A 21,772-nucleotide genomic window follows, 5' to 3' on the forward strand; every position below is an offset into this window, starting at 1 on the left:
GCCATAAAGGTATGGCCGTGTTGAAAAAAGCCTGACGCCATAAAGGTATGGCCGTGTTGAAAAAAGCCTGACCCAGATGCAATCGATTCATAGACTCTATCCGTGACTAAGGTCGCGCCAATGGGTTGATAACCGGCAGCCAGCCCTTTAGCGATGGCAACAATATCCGGAACGATGTCTTCATGCTCAAAGGCGAAAAAACGCCCAGTGCGTCCCGTGCCGCACATGACTTCATCGAGGATCAGCAAAATATTGTACTGATCGCAGATCGCGCGAATACGAGAAAAATAGCCAGCCTCTGCGGTCAATGCACCGGCTGTCGCGCCCACCACAGGTTCTGCGACAAATCCAATGACGGTATCCGGCCCTTTTTCTAACAGCATGGCTTCAAGCTCGTTGGCCACCCGCTGACCATACTCGTAAGCGGTTTCATCGGGACCTTGATCGCGATAGGCGTAACAAGGGGCAATCAGACTGGTATCCATTAATAAGGGAGCAAATGGAGCTCGTCGCCACGCATTCCCTCCCACAGACAAGGCGCCCAAGGTGTTGCCATGATAACTCTGTCGCCGAGCAATAAAATGTTGGCGCTGGGGTTCGCCGACTTCCACCCAGTACTGGCGAGCGAGCTTGAGGGCGGTTTCCATCGCCTCAGATCCACCACTGACCAAATAAGCATGGTTGATGGAAGAAGGGGCAAGATCAATCAGCTTCTCGGCAAGTGCTTCACTCGGTGCGGAGGTAAAAAAGCCGGTATGCGCATAAGGAATAGTGTCCAGTTGACGGTGGATAGCCTCTAACACGCTAGGGTGGTTGTGTCCAAGGCAAGAGACGGCAGCGCCTCCGCATGCATCGAGATACTCGTTACCTTGAGTGTCGATTAAGTACATCCCATTACCACTGGCAATGGTAGGGGGAAGATGATGACAGTGACGGTGAAAGACATGACTCATACGAGGGCCTCAATGCAAGCGTGATAACTCAGTATGGTGAACTTGTGTTTTAAACCGCAAAGGATATATTTTCACCAGGTATGCAAAAAAGGAATGGGATGATGAATGTGCGTTTGCCGTCGATGCGCTCGCTACAAACACTGATTGCGGTGGCTCAAACGGGAAGTTTTTCAGAAGCCGCGAAGGTGTTGCATGTCAGCCAAAGTACAGTGAGCAAGCAAATACAGCAGCTCGAAGAAGGGATTGGTCAACCACTCTTTGAGCGACATGCTGGGGGAGTAAGGCTAAACCGAGTCGGAGAGCCTTATTTAACTATGATATCGGCCAGCGTCAATGATATTGCCAATGCCACGGCGCAAGCGCGTCAGCAAAGTGCAAGGCAAGAGTCCGTCAGCTTATTGGTGCCGCCCTCGTTTGCCAGCCTTTGGTTGATCCCGCAGCTGCCAGCGTTTAAATCGCAGCATCCTGATATTTCTGTGGTGGTCAGTGCCAGTGACTATGTGCCCCAAGGGAAAGAGAGTGAATTGGATATTTTAATCCGCTGTCAGCCTCATCAGCAGGCAGGCGCGCAAGGAGTCTGTTTAATTCACGAACACTTATCGCTTGTCGCATCAGTGACCTTGCTGCCAGAACCTTTGGATCGGGCCGCGTTGTTATCGGAAGTGCCAGTTTTATCTCATCTAACGCGCCCTTCACTGTGGGAGCAATTTTGGCAACAATTTGGGCTGGCTGACAGCAATCCGCAATACGGAGCGGGCTTTGAGCACTTTTTTATGGCGCTTGAAGGCGTAAAACAACAGATGGGGATGGCGTTAATCCCCACCTTTATGGCCTCAGCGGCCCTGTCAAACGATCAGATTGTGAATCCGTTGGGGTTAAGTATCGACAGCGGCTATGGCTATTATCTTTATAGCGCGCGGTATAAGCAGCGCTCACCGGCGGTTATGCACGTGATCAATTGGTTGTATGATGTCCTCAAAGGGGATCCGGCTAGACATCCCATCAGCAAGTCGGTATAACGCCTGTCTGCGCGATCAATGAAGACTATGGTTATGACACAATCCCTATCAGAATCCTATCTGCAACGTTTTGGCGGTACGGCTCGTTTATATGGACGCCGTGCGCTTGAGGTGTTTCACCAGAGCCATATTTGTGTCATTGGTATTGGTGGCGTGGGATCGTGGGCAGTGGAATCGCTGGTTCGGACAGGGATTGGCGCCATCACACTGATTGATATGGATGATGTGTGTGTTACCAACACCAATCGACAAATCCATGCTTTGAAAGCGACCATTGGCCAAAGCAAAAGCGAGGTGATGGCCGAGCGTGTGGCAGCAATCAATCCAGAATGCCAAGTGACTGTGATTGATGATTTTATCTCGCCGGATAATATTGCTGAGTATATCGACAAGCGCTTTGATTATGTGCTCGATGCTATCGATAGCATCAAGCCCAAAACGGCCTTGTTGGCTTACTGCAAGCGGCACAAAATCAAAGTCATTACCGTGGGTGGCGCGGGGGGACAGATCGACCCCACCCAGATCCAAGTGGCGGATTTAACCAAAACGATTCAAGACCCACTCGCGGCGAAGCTGCGTAACAATTTGCGTCGCTTTTACGGTTTTACTAAGACTCAAGGACGAAAGTTTGGGATTGACTGTGTCTTTTCAAGCGAGCAACTCAAATACCCACAACCTGACGGCAGTGTCTGTGAAAGCAAGGCATCTGCACAAGGGCCGAAGCGAATGGATTGTGCCAGTGGTTTTGGTGCGGCAACTATGGTGACGGCCAGTTTTGGGTTCGTCGCGGTGTCGCGCATTTTACACAAATTGATCGAGGCGGATAAACGACGCCAAGCCGATTAACTACGCCAAGCCGATTAACTACGGCTTCTCGGCGGGGATGCCGATCAGCCCATACTCTCCCATACGAAATGCACTCCAAGCGCGCTGGTAGTCACCGCTCATCTTTAACTGGCGTAATCCTCGATTAAACTGACTGACCCATAGCGCGCTTTGGGAGTGTTGACGGCTGAATAAAACATGTAAAGGCGTGACACGAAGCGGTTTGGGATGAAATGTGATGTGACGACTTTCATCGTTGCGAAGTTGATTGCGCACCACGTCATGGATGACGTATTGATTGCCGACAATCACATCACTTTGGCCGGTCAGCAGGCTTTTCACCTTCTCGAGCTCGCTCGGATATTTACGGATGATGACGCTACCACCTTCTTGGTTAAAGGTTTCCAACATGTTGTCTTCAATATAGTCTTCGCTAATTCCCACATTCAGGCCATTGAGACTGTCTAAAGACTGCCAATCGAAGTGACGATTTTTGAGGTGGAAAAAGACCACAGACTCAGTATAAATGGGGGCTGAATAGATAAAGTCGCGCTCTCTTTCTGGGGTATAGCCCCAACCAACCGTGCCGTGTACTTTACCGGTTTGTGCGTCTTCTTTTGCTTGCGGCCAAAGGACAAACTTGATCTCTATCTCCATGCCCTGTTGCTTGCCAGCTTCTTTGACGATATGCGCCAACACCCCTTGATGTGCTAATTGATCAGAAATAAATGGACGGTAGTCGCCAGACGTGAGCACCAAATTGGGCGTGGCAACACCAACCACCGGGAGGCTGAACGCGAATAAAATGATTAGCCATCGCCACATAACAACTCCAAAGTCAACGGACATTTACCAAAACCAATGTCGATGAATCTTCAACTGAGACTATTCCGACATTTTTTGCCGTCGAAATTGATTCCAAACTGCTTGATAGCGACCATCCGTTTTTATACGTCGTAACCCTTTGTTGAATGCGCGGGAATGATCGTACCCTTGTTCAATCTTACGACTAAACAGCACATGTAAGGGAGTCACGCGAAAGGGATGGGGATGATGTGTTAACTGACGAGCTTGCTCTACACTTAGCGTCGTTTTAATGATGTGCTGCAAAACATCTTTGTTGCCTAGTGCAAGGTCAACCTGATTATTCAATAAGGCGTGGAGCTTGTCCTCTTCTTTGGCAAATTCTTGTAACTTCACATCGATACCGGCTTTTTGTAATTGGCTCAGTGTCTTGACGTCGATATATCCAAGGCCGACACCGACCGCAAGACCGGCTAAATCCTCGGGCTTTGACCAATCGAACGCTTTATCCCGGTGATGAAAGAAAACGGCACTTTCGGTATAAATGGCATCCGAATAGATAAAATCCAGTGCGCGCTCTTCGGTGAAAGCCCATCCAACCGTACCGTCCCACTGACCTTGCTGAGCCAGCGCCATAGACTCATGCCAAGGAAAATAACCAAAAGACACATCGAGATTAGCTTCTTCGGTGGCTAACACAATAATTTCAGTTAATGGGCCTTGGTTGGGGAGGTGCTGCGAAATAAAAGGAGGGTATTCACCTGATGCTAGGCGGATTGATTGCGCATGCGTGAGCATTGGGAGGAGCAGCAACAATGCACATCCCCATTGCACCATCAGCCTCATACTGCCTCCTAATCGTTTTCGTGATTATGAGACGAGTATAGTGCAGGAGAAATAAAGCGGCGGCGCCGTTGTGCTCTATGAGCCACAATTGCGCCGCCATTCTTATTATTGAGACAGTAGTTGGTTACGCGTTAGCTTCTTCAGGCTCAGGTTCGGTTTTTGCCTCTGTGTGAATCGGCAAAACCTGACGAACATACTCACCCGGTGCCGCATAAAGAACCGGATAGTTCTCAGAGCCGATCGCATAAGGCTCTACCTGCTCCTCTGGGCTATAGCTTCGCAGCCATTTCTCCCAATGCGTCCACCAAGAGCCTGTGTGATGTGACGCATTATCGAGCCACTCATCGGCTGAATCAGGCAGACTATCGTTGGTCCAGAATCCGTACTTCTTCTTCACAGGGTGGTTAACAATCCCCGCAATATGACCAGACTCACCCAACACAAAGGTTTTATTGCCACCGACATTCAGTGCGCCGCGATAGGTGCCTTGCCACAGGGCAATGTGATCTTCTTTGGTCGAGATGAAGTAGCTTGGCACCTTGATCTTGTTGAGATCAATCCAGACGCCACCGACTTTGACCCCTTTGTCTTGCACCAATTTGTTTTCAAGATACAAATCGCGCAGGATAAAGTTGTGGGTTTTCGCCGCCACGTTGGTGCTATCGCTATTCCAATACAGCAAGTCAAAATCGACAGGACTATTTCCCTTGAGATAGTTCTCAATGTAATAGTTCCAGTACAAGCTGTTTTCGCGAAGCAAGCTGAAAGTGACGCTGAGTGAGCGGCCATCCATATAACCACGCGCTGTATTTTGCGCTTCAATCGCTCGAATCAAGCTGTCATTGATATAGGCGCCAATTTCACCCGGCTGAGAGAAGTCGAGTAAGGTGGTAAAGAAGCTCGCCGACTTGATACGTGCTTTCATGCGCTTCGCGGCATAGTATGCAATCGTACAGGCCAGTACGGTGCCGCCGATACAGTAACCCACGCCGTTAATCTGCGACTGTCCTGTAATTTCTTCGATAGCACTAACCGCTTTGACAGTGCCTTGGGTCACATAGTCTTCAAACCCGATCTCTGCTTGCTCTGCAGAAGGGTTACGCCATGACATCAAGAACACGGTATGGCCTTGTTCGACCAGCCAGCGCACTAGTGAGTTTTTCTCACGTAAATCGAGAATGTAATACTTATTAATAAACGGAGGCACCACCAAGATGGGTGTCGCGTGTACTTTCTCCGTCATAGGACGATATTGAATGAGTTCAAACACCTCATTCTTAAACACCACATCCCCTGGGGTGTTCGCTACATCGTCACCGACACGGAAGGCATTGTTGTTGGTCATGCGCACTTTCAAAATATCGGCGCTTGACTCCATGTCTTGTTTTAGCTGCTCCATACCACGAAGTAGGTTTTCGCCCTGAGACTCCAATGTCATTTTCAACAGTTCAGGGTTGGTCGCGATATAGTTGCTTGGCGCCATAGCGTTAATCGCTTGACGTGAAAAGAAAGAAAGGCGCTCACGGGTTTTTTCATCGAGGCCTTCAATAGCATCGATGGTTTGCATGTAGGTGCGCCCGAACAGCAAGTAAGACTGCTTAATAAAGTTGTACAAGACGTCTTCTTGCCATGCTTTGTCTTTGAAACGCTTGTCATCTCGCTCTTCGCTGACGACCTCTTCGGTATTGTCGCGCGCGAGCATGGCGTTTTGCCAAATTTGAAGTTGTTGTTCCCACCACTGCATTTGTACCTGTAAAAGTGCAGCGGGTTGTTGAGCCGCACCTTCCAGCAACTGAGCAGTGTCTTGCAGGCTAATTTCCTGCATGGCTTGGTTGAACGGTGTGTTTACGGCTGCCTTGCCCTGCTCAAGATCCTGCCACCATTGCTGGTTTTGTTCTTGCAGCCTGGCAAGGTAGTCCGAAAAGAAGTGATGAAACATAGTCTTGCCCTCTTAAACGGATAAACACCACAAAGGCCTGCTACCCACAAGGCAGCAGGCGCTGTTGTAGTGGCCTTGCCCTTATGCTGGGGTGCCAGTTTTCATGTTTTCGGCAGTCAACTTGTCGATATCTTCTTTGAACTCTTTGGCGATATTTTGCAGCTTGGTGCTGTCGTCCATCATTTGTTGAGACAGTTTTGTCAGCGCAGAAAGCTGCTGGCTGCTGAATGACGTCAGTGTTGATACGTCTTTCACTTCGCTTGCCGCTTTCATTTGCTCCAGACCTAGCTGGCTGTATGTGCGCATGGCATTCATTTGCAGCTCGGTAAGAGTTTCTACGTTTTTGGCTACCAATTTGTTGAAGTTAACGTATGGAGCCAAGGCTTTTTCAGATTGCTCAGAAAACGCTTTAAACATATCTGTGTACATGGTGTATCTCCTGATAGTGTTGTCTGGGATAGTTCCCAAGGTCGCAAATGTCCATTTACGCTTGTGTACGCTTGATAACCAAAGCCGTACCCATGCCGCCGCCAATACACAAAGAAGCGACGCCATAGGTGGCGCTTCTTCGGGTCAGCTCGTGTAGCAGTGTGACCACAATCCGGTTACCAGACGCGCCAAGAGGGTGGCCGAGTGCAATGGCACCGCCATTCACGTTTGCACGCTCCAATAAAGCATCCGGAGTGATTTGATGGTGTTGTGCTAACTGATGAACCACACCGAGCGCTTGGGCTGCAAAGGCTTCGTTCAGCTCAAACAAATCGATGTTGTCGATAGTCAGGTTGGCCTTATCGAGCGCGGCATTGACCGCACCTACTGGACCAAGCCCCATAACGCTCGGGTCAATACCGTGCTGCGCGTAAGCAGTAATCTCAGCAAGCGGAGTCAGGCCATGTTTGGCGACGGCAGATTCAGAGGCAACAATGACGGCACTGGCGCCATCGTTGATGCCAGACGCATTGCCTGCAGTGACCGTTCCTTCTTTATCAAAAGCTGGACGTAGCTTGGTGAGTCCTTCTAACGTGGCATCAGCCTTTGGATATTCATCGGTATCAAAGGTGAGTGTTTGCTTACGCTGTTTCACTTCGACGGGCACAATTTCTTGCTTGAAATGGCCCGCTTCGATTGCGGCAATCGCTTTTTGCTGGCTGCTTAGTGCGAAACTGTCTTGTTGCTCACGGGTAATCCCGACTTCTTTGGCAACGTTTTCGGCTGTCACGCCCATGTGATATTGGTTGTACACATCGGTAAGGCCATCATTGATGAGTAAGTCTTTCATCGCAAAATTGCCCATCTTTTGTCCGGTGCGTAAATTTCCTGCCGCAGCAAACGGGATCTGTGACATGTTTTCTACCCCCGCAGCGACCACAACCTGTGCGTCACCTGCGCGAATGTGCGTCACAGCATCCATAATTGACTTCATGCCACTGCCGCAAACCATATTGACAGAATAGGCGGGCACGCTAGCTGGAATGTCTGCGTAAATGGCGGCTTGACGGCCAATACCCATGCCTTGTCCTGCACTGACCACATTACCGACGATGACTTCATCGATAACGTCGCCGCTAAGCGATCCAGCCTGCAATGCACCTTTGATTGCATGAGCGGCCAGTTGACCTGCTGGGATATCTTTTAGCGCCCCTGAAAATGCGCCAATAGCAGTACGTTTTGCTGCTACGATATAAATGCGTTCCATCATCGTTCCCTGATTTATTGCATGTATAAGCCGCCGTTCACCGACAGCGTTTCACCTGTAATATAGGCACCTGCATCGCTCGCGAGGTAGGTCACAGCCGCGGCGATTTCTTCAGGTTTAGCAAGACGTTTCATCGGTATTTGATTGGTGATGGACTCTAGAACGTCATCACGCATAGCGGTGACCATAGGCGTTGCGGTATAGCCAGGAGCAACCACATTAACGGTTACGCCGGCGCGCGCGCCTTCGGCAGCGAGTGACTTACTAAAGCCCATCATGCCGGCTTTGGCTGCGGCATAGTTGGCTTGGCCGAACTGACCTTTTTGGCCATTAACCGATGAAATATTAATGATACGTCCACCGCCTTTTTCACACATCGCGGCGAATAAAGGCTGGGTGACGTTAAAGAGGCTATTGAGGTTGGTATTAATGACTTCATGCCATTGGGTGGCATCCATCTTTTTAAAGACGCTATCGCGTGTGATGCCTGCGTTGTTCACGAGTACATCGACGGTGCCTTCTTCTTCAAGCAGTTTGGCAAGACGTGTGGCACACTGCTGAGTATCTGTGACATCGAGTTCAAAAAGGCGTACTTGTTCGGTATTGAAGTTCTTTTCTTCAAACCACTCTTGCGCGCAGCTTTGGCCGCCGGTGAAGTGGGTTGCAATCACGCGGTATCCTTCTTGAACCAATTGTTCTGTGATCGCTGAACCAATACCGCCTTTTGCGCCGGTAACTAATGCCAGTTTCTTCATGTATGACTCCATTCACTACAACAAGCAAATTAAACGAGATGCCTGAAGCCGCATCTGGAACCACTCACGCCAGAATTACAGTCATCCTTATTGTCTATGAGTAACAGCAAGACCTATGCCAATAATGATTAATATCTTCTGTCACTGTTGTTGGGCAGTCTATCGTGAAGGTGTGACCCTTTTATGACCGCCGATATTTAACCTAACGAATTTGAGAAATTACGCAAAGTAAAAACGCGTTCTTTTATCTATTCGAGATCTATGTCAATGATTAACCGCAAAAATGAAATCAAATGTAAAAAAATTGTTCATTTTTAGTTTTCCAGTTGATCGATTGTTAGTGACTAAAATAACCAAATTATTGGCGATGTTATCGATTGCGTTTTGGTGGTCTTAAGATAGCTTAGTGGCTAAATATGAATGGATTGTTAGGCAATTGAGTGGGTGGGGTAAACAGGCTTTTTGCTGTGTTTATTGTTGCTATCCGCCTGTTTACGCTTGATTATTTAATCTCGGAATGAATATGTTGCACGATGGCGTGCAAGCCATTGGTGCGTGATTCACTGAGGTGGTGTGCAAGCCCGGCTTGCGAGAAGACCGCATTTAAATCTAACTGAGCGATCTGTGTGTGGTTTTGGCCGTTCACACAGGCGAGAACCACGGCTAGCAGTCCTTTTACAATACGCGCATTGGAGTCGGCGGCAAAGTAGTGCGTTTCCGCGTCTTTGTGGTGCAAAAACCACACATCACTTTCACAGCCCGATACTTGGCTCGCAGCCTGTTTTTGCGCGTCAGTGAAGGACGGTAAACGTTTTCCCCAGATAATAAGCTGGCGGTATTTGTCTTCCCAGTTGGTGTGTTGTGCCAGCATCTCGGCAACGGTGTGTTGGTCGAGCTCACTGCCAAATGGGTGAGAGGGTAAGTCCATCATGAATCCTATTAATTAGCGATTAAACACCGAGTAAATATAACGTTTTATCCAGTGCAGTCAGGAAGCGGTCAATGTCTTCTTGGCTATTATAGGCACCCAAAGATACACGGACTGTGCCCTCTATATTGAGCGCCTTAATAAACGGATGCGCACAGTGATGGCCCGAACGCACCGCGATATTTTGTTGGCCGAGTAGCTCAGCAATGTCCGCGTGGTGCTCGCCATCCACCACGAAAGACACCATAGTACTATGCGGTTGTGGACAGATAAGCTGAATGGCAGGACGTTGCTTCAGACCCTCGACAAGAGCTTGATAACAGGTGCTGAGATGAGCGTCTATTGCGCGCAAGTCATATTGTGTTAACCATTGGATCGCGGCTGCCAGTCCAATCGCTCCAGCCGCATTTGGGGTACCGGCCTCAAAGCGAGCAGGGAGCGGGGCGAGAGTATGCTGCTCAAAGCTTACGTCAGTGATCATTTTGCCACCGCCGTGAAAAGCGGGCAGTGCGGCGAGACTATCGTGTTTGCCGTAAAGCACGCCAATCCCCGTTGGCCCGTATAACTTGTGGCCGGAAAACACGTAAAAGTCAGCATCAAGCTCAGCCATGCTGATGGGGTCATGAACTATACCTTGTGCACCATCAACGATCACAATTGCACCATAACGATGCGCCATGGCAGTCATCTTTTCGATAGGATGGCGGGTACCCGTAACATTGCTGACATGGCTGACAGCAACAATCCGCGTGTGAGTATTCAGTGCTTGTTGGTACGCATGTAAATCGAGCTGGCCGGTGAGCGGACAGCAGGGGATTTTGACTAAGGTCGCGCCAGTGCGTTCACAGACTAATTGCCATGGAACCAGGTTGGCGTGATGCTCCATTTCACTGACCAAGATCTCATCCTGTGCAGTGAAATGTTGGCTCAGGCTGTAAGCCAATAAATTGATCGATTCGGTGGCGCCTCGTGTCCAGATGATCTCATTGGGTTTGGCATCAATAAATGCTGCGACATCCCGACGCGCTTGTTCGAACTTCTCGGTTGCAGTGAGTGACGCTTGGTGCTGGCCACGATGTACATTAGCTAATGGCGATGAATAAAAATCACTGATGGCATCAATCACTGCTTGGGGCTTTTGTGCCGTAGCGGCACTGTCGAGGTACACCCAGTCCGGATTTTCGCAGGCAGGAAATTGGGCGCGTAGTGCGTGAATATCGAAATGTTGCGTCATAGTACGAGCTGTCCAAACTGAATCTTGCTTATGATCCCTATCTCTTGGCTGGAACTCAAGTAACTTTATCGCTCAGAGAATGCATCGCGTGGATAGGCGTTATCAAACAGACAAAAAAAAGCACTGAGCAAAGCTCAGTGCCAACAAATATGTAATGACAGACAATGTCAAAATACAGGAAGTTAAAAGTGGTAGATACGACTACCTGTCTAACCAGTGTTAGACAAATGCAAACACAACATCGCAACCACGGAAACAGTCTTAAATAGAGAGACGTCACTTGTGGATGCGGGATGCACTATAGGAGGTTGCTGGTATATCAGCAATCGACAATTTATAATGTCAACGATTAGAAAAACTAATGACAAGAGGTGAGCTGTTTATGGCAAGGCGTCTCCCACCGCTAAACGCGCTTCGAGTGTTTGAGGCCGCGGCGCGACATTTAAGCTTTACACGGGCTGCCGAAGAGCTTTTTGTGACTCAGGCTGCAGTTAGCCACCAAATCAAAGCGCTGGAAGAGTTCCTTGGCCTTAAGCTATTTCGGCGTCGCAACCGATCTTTGCTGCTAACCGAAGAAGGACAGAGTTACTTTCTTGATATTAAAGATATTTTTTCCGAGCTTTCTTATGCGACCGATAAAGTATTGGAGCGGAGTGCCAAAGGGGCGCTCACCATCAGTCTTCCGCCGAGTTTTGCTATTCAATGGTTGGTGCCTCGTTTAGCTGATTTCAACAAAGCGCATCCCGATATCGATGTTCGGATAAAAGCAGTTGATTTGGAAGATGGCTCACTGACGGATGATGTGGATGTGGCTATTTACTACGGCCGAGGGAATTGGTCGGGGCTACGTTGCGATCTTTTATACCAAGAGTGCCTACTGCCGGTTTGCTCGCCCTTATTGTTAGAGTCCGGTAAGCCACTGACTTGTCCTGATGATCTCAAACACCATGTGCTACTGCACGATCGCTCACGCAAAGAGTGGAAAGCATTTGCGAAGGCGCATCAACTGACGGATATCAATTTGGAACATGGACCTATCTTTAGTCACTCTTCCATGGTGTTACAAGCGGCAGCCCACGGCCAAGGTGTCGCGCTAGGTAATAATGTGTTATCCCAACCTGAATTGGCGTCAGGACGACTTGTACATCCATTTGAACAAGTGCTCAAAAGTGACAATGGCTTTTATTTGGTCAGTCAACAGCGTGATGCGGAAACCGGTCGGATTGCGGCATTTCGAGAGTGGATGCTAGAAACGGCTGCGAAAGAGCAGGAGAAGATGAATTTATGACAGAACTTTTGATTGATGGTGAGCAGACAGCAACGGATTGGATTATTTTTGCTCACGGTGCGGGCGCGGACAAAGATCATGAATTTATGGCCGATATGGCAGTACGATTGAGCGAGCATACTTGTGTGGTACGATTTAATTTCCCTTACATGGATAAGCGAAAAGTCGATGGTAAAAAACGCCCGCCAGACCGTGCGCCTGCTCTGCTGAGCTGTTTTGAAGCTGTGATTGAGCAGGTTAACTGTCTGCGTCCTGCGACCAGCCGTTTATGGCTGGCCGGTAAATCGATGGGGGGCAGAATGGCCAGTCATTTAACCGAAAATCCAAGTGTTTCAGGTGTGATCTGTCTGGGCTTTCCATTTCATCCGCCGGGCAAACCTGAAAAATACAAGGGCGAACATTTAGCGTCAGTCACTCGTCCTGTATTGATTTTGCAAGGTGAGCGAGACACCTTTGGCCGCCAAGAAGAGGTGGTGAGTTATTCACTATCGCCCAGTGTCGAGGTCGCGTTCTTGCCCGATGGCGATCATAGCTTTAAACCTCGCAAAGCCTCGGGACTGACAGAGATGCAAAATCGCCAAACCGCCGTTTCGCATCTGTGCCAGTTTATTCACCAACAAGGAGCAAATTGATGAGGCGTCAGTATTGGCTTATTTCAGGGGCGCTTGGTGCCGGATTAGCGGTGGCGCTCGGCGCATTTGCCGCACATGGCCTGAAAGCGACGCTCAACGACTATGAGCTCGCGATTTTTAAAACCGGCGTCAATTATCAAATGTGGCACAGTTTGGCGTTGTTGTGTCTTGGGGCGGTTGCGCCTCAACTGCCTGAGCGCTATGTAGTTACAACGGGTATCGCATGGTGGGTCGGGATACTCTGTTTTAGTGGCAGCTTGTATCTTTTGGCATTGACACACATGACTTGGCTCGGGCCTGTCACCCCGCTCGGAGGGCTAAGCTTTTTAGTCGGCTGGGGCGCATTGGCGTTTGGAGCATGGCGCGTAGGTCGCCAGTAAACCAAAATCGTCAGGGTTGGCATTTCTTTCCTAACCGCTTGGCATATATAATGCGCAGCTTGTTTTTTGTCACGGTAATCGTGACGGTGACCCAAACCAGAGGAAGTCATGAATCAGGTTTTGCTTTACTGTCGTGCAGGGTTTGAAAAAGACTGTGCGGCGGAAATTCAACAAAAAACCACTGAGCTGGGTATTTACGGATTTCCGCGAGTGATTAACAACAGCGCCTATGTGCTGTTTGAATGCTACCAAGACGGTGAGGCTGAGCAGATTGTTCGTGATCTGCCGCTCGACTCCCTGATCTTTGCTCGGCAAATGATTGCGGTGACCGCATCGCTCTCTGATCTGGATCCGGACGACCGAATTTCTCCGATTTTGGCTGTTGCAGATGCGCTGCCCAAAGCGGGAGACTTGCGGGTGGAGACGCCTGATAATGACGAGGCGAAAGCCTTATTGAAATTTTGTCGTAAGTTCACCGTTCCATTGCGTCAGGCACTGCGAAAGCAGGGCGTGATGTTAGCAAAAGACAATCCTAAAAAGCCGGTTATTCATCTTTGCTTTATCGCGCCGGGGACATGCTTTGTGGGTTACTCATTGACCACCAATAACTCACCGCATTACATGGGCATCCCGCGTATGAAATTTCCTGCCGATGCACCGAGTCGCTCGACCTTAAAGTTAGAAGAAGCGTTCCATCACTTTATTCCTAAAGAAGAGTGGGATACGCGACTCGCGCCCGGATTATGGGCGGTCGACTTGGGGGCTTGTCCCGGCGGGTGGACTTACCAGTTAGTGAAGCGTTCGATGTTTGTGCATGCGGTTGATAACGRCGCGATGGATGAAAGCTTGATGGAAACTGGCCAAGTATTCCATCATGCCGAAGATGGCTTTAAGTTTGAGCCCACGAGAAAAAATGTGACTTGGTTGGTCTGTGACATGATCGAAAAACCCTCCCGCGTCGCTCAACTCATGGGGGAGTGGTTGATTGCAGGATGGGCGAAAGAGGCCATGTTCAACTTGAAGCTCCCCATGAGCCGTCGATATGAGCAGGTTTCTTATAACCTCGACACCTTGGGTGAGTTTTTAAAGCAGCACAACATTCCCTACGAGATGAAGGCGAAACACCTTTATCACGATCGTGAAGAAATCACCGTGTACTTACGTCGTGTAAAACGTCAACACTCGCTGAATGGTTAGGCRCTGACTGTTGTTGGCTGAAAGCGGATATCCTGTAGGTTAAAGCCCAGTGGGATATCCGTTTTTAGTTGTGCCACGGCCTTACATTTGCGTGCGAGATCGTGGTGACCATCTAACTTCTTCGACCACTTTTCAGCCAGATCATTAGCCGAAAGTATGGCGTCGAGATCGCCATACTGGGACAGTAAATTGGCTGCGTTTTTCGGGCCAATACTCGGCACGCCGCTGATCTCACTGCTGCTGATGCCGGCGAGCCCCCAGAAGTCACACAACTGCTCAGGGCGAACGCCAAAACTCTTTTCCACAAATGCCAAATCAAGCCAGCGATGTTGGAAGTAATCCCGTACCCGCAATGTGGGCTGTAAGAGTTGGCAATAGCCTTTATCGGTGGAAACAATGGTGACTTGCTCGTGATGGGCCGCGACTTTTAATGCGAGCGTTGCGATCATGTCATCAGCCTCATCTCCTTGTGAGAGTAAGGAGTCAACACCACGCTGCCAGAATGCATCTTGAATGGTGTCCAACCCTTGTTCGAGGTCGGAGGGCATGGGTTTCCGGCCCTGCTTGTACTCAGGTAGGATATCGGCACGCCAACCTCTGTCTTGGCCGGTATGATCGAAAACCGCAACAATATGGCTGGGCTCACTGTGACTGATGATTTTATCGAGTGTTTTCAGGCAGGTCTGTGTGGTTGCCTCAAGGGTATGAGTATCGGGTTGGGCGGCATGAACGCGACGAATGAGGTTCATGGCATCAATGATAACAACGTGAAGCTTGGACATAGACTTAACCGGTAACAATGAGCAGCATGCTGCCCATTGTACCAGTTTACACGGGTGGGCAAAGCCGCCCGATGGGATTAAGAGACGATTTGATAGCAAGGCACATACTCAGTGCCCGGTAATTTCATTCGTTGCTGATCGACAAAGCTTTGCAGCAGCTTATCCATTTTCGCCATCAGTACTTTATCACCGTCAATTTTAAACGGGCCATGTTGCTCAATGTTACGGATCCCCTCATCTTTAACGTTACCTGCCACAATACCTGAAAATGCTTGGCGCAATGCCGATGCCAGCAGTTCAGGACGTTGGTTCATATGCAGATTCAGATTTGCCATGTTGGCATGGGTTGGCTCAAATGGAAGTTGGAATTCCGGCTCGATTTTGAGCGACCAATTGTAGGAGTATGCATCTCCAGTGGCTTTACGGTGTTCTTTTACCGCTGGCATCGCATTTTTCATTAAACGCGCGGCTTTGGCCGGATCGTCAATCACAATTTCATAATATCGGGTCGCTTGGTCGCCAAGGACTTCGCGAATGAAGGTGTCGATATTGCGGAAATAGTCTTCGCTTTCTTTTGGCCCAGTTAGCACAATGGGTAGTGGTTGTTCACGGTTCTCTGGGTGCATCATGATACCGAGAATGTAGAGCAGTTCCTCAGCGGTCCCTGCCCCGCCAGGGAAGATAATAATGCCGTGGGCGATACGGACAAAAGCTTCAAGGCGTTTTTCGATGTCAGGCATGATCACTAGCTCGTTGACCATGGGGTTCGGTGGCTCGGCGGCAATGATAGATGGCTCGGTAAGACCGATGAAGCGACTATCGTAGATACGCTGTTTCGCATGTCCAATCGCGGCGCCTTTCATTGGCCCCTCCATTGCGCCGGGGCCGCACCCTGTGCAGATGTCTAGCTCACGTAATCCCAGCTCATGACCAACTTCTCGGGTGTACTGGTACTCAATATCATTGATTGAGTGACCGCCCCAGCAGACGACGAGATTAGGGTCGACTCGCGGCCGCAGTGTTTTTGCGTTGCGTAAGATGCCAAAGATCAGGTTGGTGATATGAGCGGAGCTAGTGAGGTTGAGATTCGGACTATGCTCGAGCTGTACATTGACATGGATAATATCGCGCAAGACGGAAAACATATGTTCTTGAATACCGCGAATAATTTTTCCATCGACAAATGCATGGTCGGGTGGATTCACCAGCTCTAGTTTGATTCCCCGCTCTCGACGCAATACGCGGATCTCAAAGTTGGTATGTTTCTCCAACAAGGCTTTGGAGCTATCGGTGTGGCTGCCTGAGTTCAGAACGGCCAGTGAGCAATTGCGATAAAGGCGGTATAAGTCGCTGCTTGCACTCGCTTTTAGACGATCAACCTCGATTTGAGAAAGCAGGTCCATGGTGCCGATAGGGCTAATGTGTGTGATCATAGCGACAACCTCTCGAAGACAAATTAGGAAGGGCAGAGCGGTGCTATAAAAATCAGTGTGTTAATTAAAAATACACACAGGTTGGCAGATTGACCAGAAAAAATTAACACCAAATGATTTGGTTGCGACCGGCGTTTTTCGCTTGATAGAGGGCTTGGTCGGCACGCTCAAGTACATGTGTTGGTGTGTCTGAGCCGGAGAAGAGCGTGGCACCAATCGATGCGGTAATCGAGACGCGTTGGTTTTTGAATTTCAACGGCAACTTATGAATGGTATGGCTCACATTGGCCAGAATATCGGTACGGGTCTTTTCATCCGCATCAGGCAGTAAAACCACAAACTCTTCGCCACCAAAGCGAGCGATAAAGTCGGTATCACGCAGACACTGATAAATACTGCGTGCGATAATCTTGAGAGCTTTATCACCGACAAGGTGACCGAATTGGGCATTCACCTCTTTAAAGTGATCGATGTCGATCACTGCGAGACAGAAGTCATGTTGGTATTTACGCCATAGACGATATTCATGCTCAAGACGGTCGTGCATTGCCGCGCGGTTGTAGACTCGAGTGAGCGGATCGAGTAACAGCTTACGCTCTTGGTCTCCCAAGCGGCGTCTTTGATCCATGGTTTGTTCGGCAACTGCGTTTAGTTGGTTTTGATTATGCGCCAGTTGTTCAACCAAAGACTGCTCGCGATTTTTAAGCGCTTTATTCTCGTCGGCGAGCGCTTTGAGATCGGCCAGCGCATGCGCTAACGAGCGACTCAGTGCAGTGGCATCGGCGCTAGGTGCATTCAGATCGCGTTCAATGTTAGCGATAGTGCCGCCCAGCAGGGTATCAATACGCTGATGGTCTTGGCGCAAGCTGTGGGCATGGTCGTAGGCGCGGGTATTTTGTTGGCTGATCGCAATCAGATTATCATTCACTTGCGCCAAAAATGCTTGCGAGGCCCGCCGCTCGGCATGTGTCGCCTCTAGGATGAGCTTGAGCGATTCTAACGTGAGTGCAATGATGGTCGCAGGCGAGAATGCGTCGAGTAGCTGTTGACGAATATCGAGCAAGCGTTGACCTGCTTCCCCGTCGAGATCAAGTTCAGTGATTAGGTTTTGCAATTCATCGGCAACACGGCGAATTTGATCCTGTTCGAGGGTAGTCTCCGAGTGTCGAGCGCTGGGACGTACCGCTTGCAAGGTGACAGCGCGCTCATAGAGTTGGAGTAACTTGACCAACTGTTGGGTGCGGGTGGTTTGATCGTCCGCCGGTTGAGATAAAAGATCGCGCAAGTCGCGCTTCAGTTGTGCTGGTAAGCCGGGCACGCGCTTTAGTGTTTCGCCACTAGCATGAAACTGCGCACTAAGATGCGACTCGACTTTCTTTTGTGTCATATCGTGCTGACCCACCATGCGTTCTATAATCGCTAACCGCGGGATCAGAGGGCTGACATCCTGCGTAACATGTAACAGCTCACGGAATTCAGCCAACTTTTTATCGAGTAGCGAGCTTTTTCCGGTACAGGTCGCGACAAAGCGAGTCACCAAGCGCTTGAGAATATGGATCTCACGACGTGATTTTAAGGCCAAGTCCCGATACGCGTATGGCGTATCTTCTTGGACCGCAGACGCGGTGCCTGCCGTTACCGGCTGTGGATTGGACTTATTCATTTCTCGGGGATACACCTGACAACATTTGCGATGACGCAACAGGCGGCGGGATTCGCCAGCCAAACGCCTCTAGCTATACCGATTTATTGCTTCGATCATCAATAATTAACCCTCGCTTTTTATCAGATTCGTGATCCGTCTGCCAGTTAATTGATGTGTTCGCTGACGTTTTAACCTTCACTAACCCGGAGTCAATACCGCGCAGGCAGGCATGTCGTAAGTTGGTATTGACGAAGCTGGCGGCAGGCGCGGTATCAATGGCGCTTAAATGTACCCAATGGCTATCACCACTTTGCTCCGCGAGCTCACATGCTTTATTGGTAGCTGTGAGGAGAATTTCAATCAATTCCTGATCGTTGATCGAGGTATACGCTCGCGGCAAGAAAGGATATTCAGCCAGCCCGACACAAACCTGAGTTGAGAGGCTGATATTTGCTGATCGCGTATCATCCTGATCACTGTCGTCGGGTTGCTGATGATAATGTGCGACAAAATCTTCAATCAAAGATTGAACAAAATGGGCAAGGGCGTCGGGTTGGGCATCTTCTTCCCAGTTGGTTTCAATATAAATGAATAAGGCATCGGCAAAGTGGTATAGGCGACCGGTTCCCGTGACTTTATCGGAGAGATATTCACCCAGCTGACGTTCGATATCCTGCGCATATTGATAGCCATGGTGCAAAAATAAATCCTTTAAAAAGGCGACATCAAACATTGCGAATCTCAGCCGGTCACTAAGTGGCTGGTGGATCATGTCGTTTAAGTACCATTGCTCAAAATTAGCATTACTTTTTTCTAACGAACGGGGCAGCTTGGCATTGAGCATCCGTAGGTTGCGCAGTCCAGTACGAGGGTGGGCATAAAAATCGTCACGCAATTGCTCAAGCTCGATTTGGCGTATTACGGCGGCGCGGTGGCGCAAATAGACGATGACCAGCAGCACACCAAGGCTACCGAGCAAGAAATAGTTAACTTTTTGCAAATGGATTTGCTCTTGACGCGCGCCATCGAGTTGACGCTGTAGTTCGTCCATTTGTAATTGGCGCTCGACCACACGTTGCTGTTGTTTGAACGTATCGGCTTGGCTTTGTTGCTCTGTTTCGGTTTGACGGGCGCGTAAGCGTTCGTACTCGCGTTGCATGGCGAGTGCCTGTTGATACTGCCCCTGAGCTTCCAACGCCGCGGATAAAGCCTGATACGCATGTGTGACGGTGGCGAGGTCTTGCTGGACTTGGGCCTGTTCAAGCGCAGTTTGGATTTCTTTTTCGGCCAGTTTGGGCTTAGACAGGGCTAAATGAATTTGCCCTTGCAACAGGATTGCTTGGGTTGTGAGCTGCGAGTTGGGCATTGCACCGGCTAAGCGTAACGTATCTTGAATATAGCGGTCGCTTAATGGGTAGTGAGATAACTCGAAATAGGTTCTTGCAATGGCAAAGTGGACCTCGGCCAGAGGCTTAGGTCTGGACAGGTTTTGCTCAATTTCAAGCGCGTTAAAGTAATGCACTAACGCAAAGTTATAACGCGCTTGTTGTTCGTAAATCGCGGCCAATAAACGCTGGGAAGCGGAAAGCTGACGGCTCAGTGAAAAGTGTTCAAAAAACGCTGCWGCTTGGTTCGCGTGTTCGAGGGCTTGTTTGAGCACGCCTTGCTGAAAGTACAATTGCGCAAGTTGCATGTTGGCGCGAGCGATAAGCGCGGTGTACTCATTTTCACTGGCTATCCAAAATGCACTGAGCAACTCGGTCAATGCGCTTTCATGCTGTTTTTCATCGAGTAGGAAAGCCCCCAATGAGAGTTGAAACTCGACTTTATCACGTAGGTTTTCCGGATGAGTGGATAATTGGCTACGTGCACGCTCATAAGCGATGAGCGCCGTTTCACTGTCTGCCGTGGCGGCGAGAATATTGGCGCGCAACAAGGCGCTGTTAAAACGCACGTCGTGGATGTTGAGGCTGTTATCAGGAAGCGCATTCAATGCTGCATCGACTTCATCCAGTTTATGCAATGCCTGTTTATCATCGCCGACTAAATGCCAAGTGAGGGACGCTTCGGTCAGCATCACTTGCACCAGTGTGTGTTTGAGCTCGTGCTCTTCGACGACTTGATAGGCTTTTTGTAATGCCGCTTTGGCTTCTAGCGGTTGCTCAAGGTGTGCGTAAGCACGAGCACTGATCAAATAGGCGTACACCGTATGCAAGGGGGTGCGAATTGAGCGATCGGTATCGTTATTGACGTGAGAGCGGTTTGCACCCGTAGTGAGTCGTCGCTGCGCTAAGAAACGGTTACTGATCTCTAACGATTGCTCAGGCGCGGTGGCTAACAGTTCTTCTGCATTGGTTAGTACAGGCGAGGAATGGWTAGAAGCCAACGCCATGGACGACGTTAACCATAAGAGCAGGCCTAGGAAGGGGCGGCTAAAGCGCATGCGCTATCCTCAAAAATGCGTCTGAACAAAAATGAAGGCTGCCAGTTTGAGACAGCCATGTCTGCGCGCTGACTCAACGTTGCGGCACATAGGCCGCAACGAGACGTCGCTGAATCATGGTTATTGACGGGCGAGTCGGTTATTTTCGCTCGGCGTTTTACCCATGTTGGTGCGATAAGGGTTGATGTCGAGTCCGCCACGACGTGTATAACGCGCGTAAACCGTGAGCTTTTCTGGCTGACAAAAACGCATGATGTCCATGAAAATACGTTCCACACATTGTTCGTGGAATTCGTTGTGTTCACGGAAGGACACTAGATAACGCAGTAGCTTCTCGCGGTTAATTTTTTTCCCTTTATAGGCAATGCGCACCGACCCCCAATCAGGCTGGTTGGTGATCAGGCAATTGGATTTTAGCAAGTGGCTGTGCAGCGTTTCTGACACAATCGCCCCTTGCGCGGCGCCATCGAGCCAATCAGGATTAAAAGTATAATCATCAATACTGATATCTTGATGATCAATGCACTCACCTGCCATTCCAGCAATGGTCTCGCCTTCAAGCTCGCTCAGTGGCGATAGGGTCACATCCACCTCTTCGCCTGCACAGGCAGACAAATCCTTCTGTAGAGCATCGGCGACCTTTTGCCAGCTCTCGAAGCGGGTTTGATTGAGGCTGTTTAAATACAGTTTAAACGATTTGGACTCAATCAAGTTTGGGCTCGAAGCGGGTAGGCGTACCTCACCGATAGCCACTTGCGGAAGGCCGTTTTGGTTTAACCAAGACAGCTCATAAAGCGTCCAGGTGTCATAGCCGGTAAAGGGCACAGTCTCATTGCTCAGGCCAATGGCTTGACGATTCAGCTCACGCGGGACCGCGCGTAGCTGTGACGGGTCGTATTGCGTCGGGTAGTCAGTGTGTTGGCCTAGCGACAGACCGGCTAGGGCATCGGCATCTTGGTAATTGCTCATACGG

The 21,772-nt window shown here is 49.6% G+C and carries 20 protein-coding genes; 6 read left to right on the top strand and 14 right to left on the bottom strand.

Annotated elements, in window-relative coordinates; translation table 11 throughout:
• Positions 1-953, bottom strand: a 953-nt coding sequence (locus BZG83_RS08160) for an aspartate aminotransferase family protein (RefSeq protein WP_108744053.1), incomplete at its 3' end; no start/stop codon positions are given.
• Positions 954-1,051: 98 nt separating this feature from the next.
• Between BZG83_RS08160 and BZG83_RS08165 the strand changes: the two genes are divergently transcribed.
• Complete coding sequence (locus BZG83_RS08165) at positions 1,052-1,972, top strand: LysR family transcriptional regulator (protein WP_158074943.1); 921 nt, start codon at positions 1,052-1,054, stop codon at positions 1,970-1,972.
• A 27-nt stretch (positions 1,973-1,999) separates the two neighbouring features.
• The gene (tcdA, locus tag BZG83_RS08170; RefSeq protein WP_077480062.1) at positions 2,000-2,818 is read left to right on the top strand and encodes a tRNA cyclic N6-threonylcarbamoyladenosine(37) synthase TcdA; all 819 of its coding nucleotides are present in this window, start codon (positions 2,000-2,002) and stop codon (positions 2,816-2,818) included.
• A gap of 18 nt (positions 2,819-2,836) precedes the next feature.
• On the opposite strand, the gene BZG83_RS08175 is transcribed toward tcdA, so the two are convergent.
• The 8 genes from BZG83_RS08175 to BZG83_RS08210 form a co-directional block, all read right to left on the bottom strand.
• Positions 2,837-3,622 (bottom strand): substrate-binding periplasmic protein, encoded by a 786-nt coding sequence (locus tag BZG83_RS08175; protein ID WP_158074944.1) that lies wholly within the window; start codon positions 3,620-3,622, stop codon positions 2,837-2,839.
• A 60-nt stretch (positions 3,623-3,682) separates the two neighbouring features.
• Entirely contained in the window at positions 3,683-4,447 is a 765-nt protein-coding gene (locus BZG83_RS08180; RefSeq protein ID WP_077480064.1) for a substrate-binding periplasmic protein, read from the bottom strand.
• Between the two features lie 124 nt (positions 4,448-4,571).
• Entirely contained in the window at positions 4,572-6,386 is a 1,815-nt protein-coding gene (locus BZG83_RS08185; RefSeq protein WP_077480065.1) for a class I poly(R)-hydroxyalkanoic acid synthase, read from the bottom strand.
• A gap of 81 nt (positions 6,387-6,467) precedes the next feature.
• On the bottom strand, positions 6,468-6,815 hold the full coding sequence (locus BZG83_RS08190; RefSeq protein WP_069588559.1) for a phasin family protein: 348 nt from the start codon (positions 6,813-6,815) through the stop codon (positions 6,468-6,470).
• 55 nt (positions 6,816-6,870) lie between these two features.
• A complete protein-coding gene (locus BZG83_RS08195) occupies positions 6,871-8,082 on the bottom strand; it encodes an acetyl-CoA C-acetyltransferase (RefSeq protein ID WP_077480066.1) in 1,212 nt (403 codons plus the stop codon).
• A gap of 14 nt (positions 8,083-8,096) precedes the next feature.
• Positions 8,097-8,837, bottom strand: a complete 741-nt coding sequence (locus BZG83_RS08200; RefSeq protein ID WP_077480067.1) for an SDR family oxidoreductase — start codon at positions 8,835-8,837, stop codon at positions 8,097-8,099.
• 502 nt (positions 8,838-9,339) lie between these two features.
• Positions 9,340-9,768, bottom strand: a complete 429-nt coding sequence (gene csdE / locus BZG83_RS08205; RefSeq protein WP_232112093.1) for a cysteine desulfurase sulfur acceptor subunit CsdE — start codon at positions 9,766-9,768, stop codon at positions 9,340-9,342.
• A gap of 19 nt (positions 9,769-9,787) precedes the next feature.
• On the bottom strand, positions 9,788-10,999 hold the full coding sequence (locus BZG83_RS08210) for an aminotransferase class V-fold PLP-dependent enzyme (protein ID WP_077480069.1): 1,212 nt from the start codon (positions 10,997-10,999) through the stop codon (positions 9,788-9,790).
• Between the two features lie 382 nt (positions 11,000-11,381).
• Here BZG83_RS08210 and BZG83_RS08215 point away from each other — a divergent pair, with 382 nt between their 5' ends.
• The 4 genes from BZG83_RS08215 (at position 11,382) to rlmM (ending at position 14,496) form a co-directional block, all read left to right on the top strand.
• Positions 11,382-12,287, top strand: a complete 906-nt coding sequence (locus BZG83_RS08215; protein WP_069588567.1) for a transcriptional regulator GcvA — start codon at positions 11,382-11,384, stop codon at positions 12,285-12,287.
• Positions 12,284-12,919: an alpha/beta family hydrolase gene (locus BZG83_RS08220; protein WP_077480070.1), complete on the top strand. Its 636-nt coding sequence runs from the start codon at positions 12,284-12,286 to the stop codon at positions 12,917-12,919. The genes BZG83_RS08215 and BZG83_RS08220 overlap by 4 nt, the downstream gene beginning before the upstream one ends.
• Entirely contained in the window at positions 12,919-13,299 is a 381-nt protein-coding gene (locus BZG83_RS08225) for a DUF423 domain-containing protein (RefSeq protein WP_077480071.1), read from the top strand. The genes BZG83_RS08220 and BZG83_RS08225 overlap by 1 nt, the downstream gene beginning before the upstream one ends.
• Positions 13,300-13,407: 108 nt before the next feature.
• Complete coding sequence (gene rlmM / locus BZG83_RS08230) at positions 13,408-14,496, top strand: 23S rRNA (cytidine(2498)-2'-O)-methyltransferase RlmM (protein ID WP_077480072.1); 1,089 nt, start codon at positions 13,408-13,410, stop codon at positions 14,494-14,496.
• Here rlmM and xni read toward each other — a convergent pair.
• The 5 genes from xni to queF all read right to left on the bottom strand — a co-directional run bounded on the left by xni (position 14,493) and on the right by queF (position 21,768).
• Entirely contained in the window at positions 14,493-15,278 is a 786-nt protein-coding gene (gene xni, locus BZG83_RS08235; protein WP_077480073.1) for a flap endonuclease Xni, read from the bottom strand. The two genes, rlmM and xni, sit on opposite strands and share 4 nt — an antisense overlap.
• Before the next feature lie 77 nt (positions 15,279-15,355).
• Positions 15,356-16,711, bottom strand: a complete 1,356-nt coding sequence (gene ppnN, locus BZG83_RS08240) for a nucleotide 5'-monophosphate nucleosidase PpnN (RefSeq protein ID WP_077480074.1) — start codon at positions 16,709-16,711, stop codon at positions 15,356-15,358.
• 103 nt (positions 16,712-16,814) lie between these two features.
• Positions 16,815-18,374, bottom strand: a complete 1,560-nt coding sequence (locus BZG83_RS08245; protein WP_077480075.1) for a GGDEF domain-containing protein — start codon at positions 18,372-18,374, stop codon at positions 16,815-16,817.
• Positions 18,375-18,447: 73 nt separating this feature from the next.
• The gene (locus BZG83_RS08250) at positions 18,448-20,748 is read right to left on the bottom strand and encodes a tetratricopeptide repeat protein (RefSeq protein ID WP_131825067.1); all 2,301 of its coding nucleotides are present in this window, start codon (positions 20,746-20,748) and stop codon (positions 18,448-18,450) included.
• A 171-nt stretch (positions 20,749-20,919) separates the two neighbouring features.
• Complete coding sequence (queF, locus tag BZG83_RS08255; protein WP_069588581.1) at positions 20,920-21,768, bottom strand: NADPH-dependent 7-cyano-7-deazaguanine reductase QueF; 849 nt, start codon at positions 21,766-21,768, stop codon at positions 20,920-20,922.
• Between the last annotated feature and the right edge of the window lie 4 nt (positions 21,769-21,772).

The organism is Salinivibrio sp. PR919 (genome assembly GCF_001995355.1).
In the GTDB taxonomy this organism is placed as follows: Bacteria; Pseudomonadota; Gammaproteobacteria; order Enterobacterales; family Vibrionaceae; genus Salinivibrio; species Salinivibrio proteolyticus.

Excerpts from the sequence above, each read along its gene's own strand:
- ppnN (WP_077480074.1), bottom strand. The coding sequence starts at position 16,711 with ATGATCACACACATTAGCCCTATCGGCACCATGGACCTGCTTTCTCAA.
- BZG83_RS08215 (WP_069588567.1), top strand. The coding sequence starts at position 11,382 with ATGGCAAGGCGTCTCCCACCGCTAAACGCGCTTCGAGTGTTTGAGGCC.
- BZG83_RS08165 (WP_158074943.1), top strand. The coding sequence starts at position 1,052 with ATGATGAATGTGCGTTTGCCGTCGATGCGCTCGCTACAAACACTGATT.
- csdE (WP_232112093.1), bottom strand. The coding sequence starts at position 9,768 with ATGATGGACTTACCCTCTCACCCATTTGGCAGTGAGCTCGACCAACAC.
- BZG83_RS08245 (WP_077480075.1), bottom strand. The coding sequence starts at position 18,374 with ATGAATAAGTCCAATCCACAGCCGGTAACGGCAGGCACCGCGTCTGCG.
- BZG83_RS08195 (WP_077480066.1), bottom strand. The coding sequence starts at position 8,082 with ATGGAACGCATTTATATCGTAGCAGCAAAACGTACTGCTATTGGCGCA.
- BZG83_RS08210 (WP_077480069.1), bottom strand. The coding sequence starts at position 10,999 with ATGACGCAACATTTCGATATTCACGCACTACGCGCCCAATTTCCTGCC.
- BZG83_RS08180 (WP_077480064.1), bottom strand. The coding sequence starts at position 4,447 with ATGAGGCTGATGGTGCAATGGGGATGTGCATTGTTGCTGCTCCTCCCA.
- BZG83_RS08190 (WP_069588559.1), bottom strand. The coding sequence starts at position 6,815 with ATGTACACAGATATGTTTAAAGCGTTTTCTGAGCAATCTGAAAAAGCC.
- tcdA (WP_077480062.1), top strand. The coding sequence starts at position 2,000 with ATGGTTATGACACAATCCCTATCAGAATCCTATCTGCAACGTTTTGGC.
- queF (WP_069588581.1), bottom strand. The coding sequence starts at position 21,768 with ATGAGCAATTACCAAGATGCCGATGCCCTAGCCGGTCTGTCGCTAGGC.
- BZG83_RS08200 (WP_077480067.1), bottom strand. The coding sequence starts at position 8,837 with ATGAAGAAACTGGCATTAGTTACCGGCGCAAAAGGCGGTATTGGTTCA.
- BZG83_RS08185 (WP_077480065.1), bottom strand. The coding sequence starts at position 6,386 with ATGTTTCATCACTTCTTTTCGGACTACCTTGCCAGGCTGCAAGAACAA.
- BZG83_RS08225 (WP_077480071.1), top strand. The coding sequence starts at position 12,919 with ATGAGGCGTCAGTATTGGCTTATTTCAGGGGCGCTTGGTGCCGGATTA.
- BZG83_RS08175 (WP_158074944.1), bottom strand. The coding sequence starts at position 3,622 with ATGTGGCGATGGCTAATCATTTTATTCGCGTTCAGCCTCCCGGTGGTT.
- BZG83_RS08220 (WP_077480070.1), top strand. The coding sequence starts at position 12,284 with ATGACAGAACTTTTGATTGATGGTGAGCAGACAGCAACGGATTGGATT.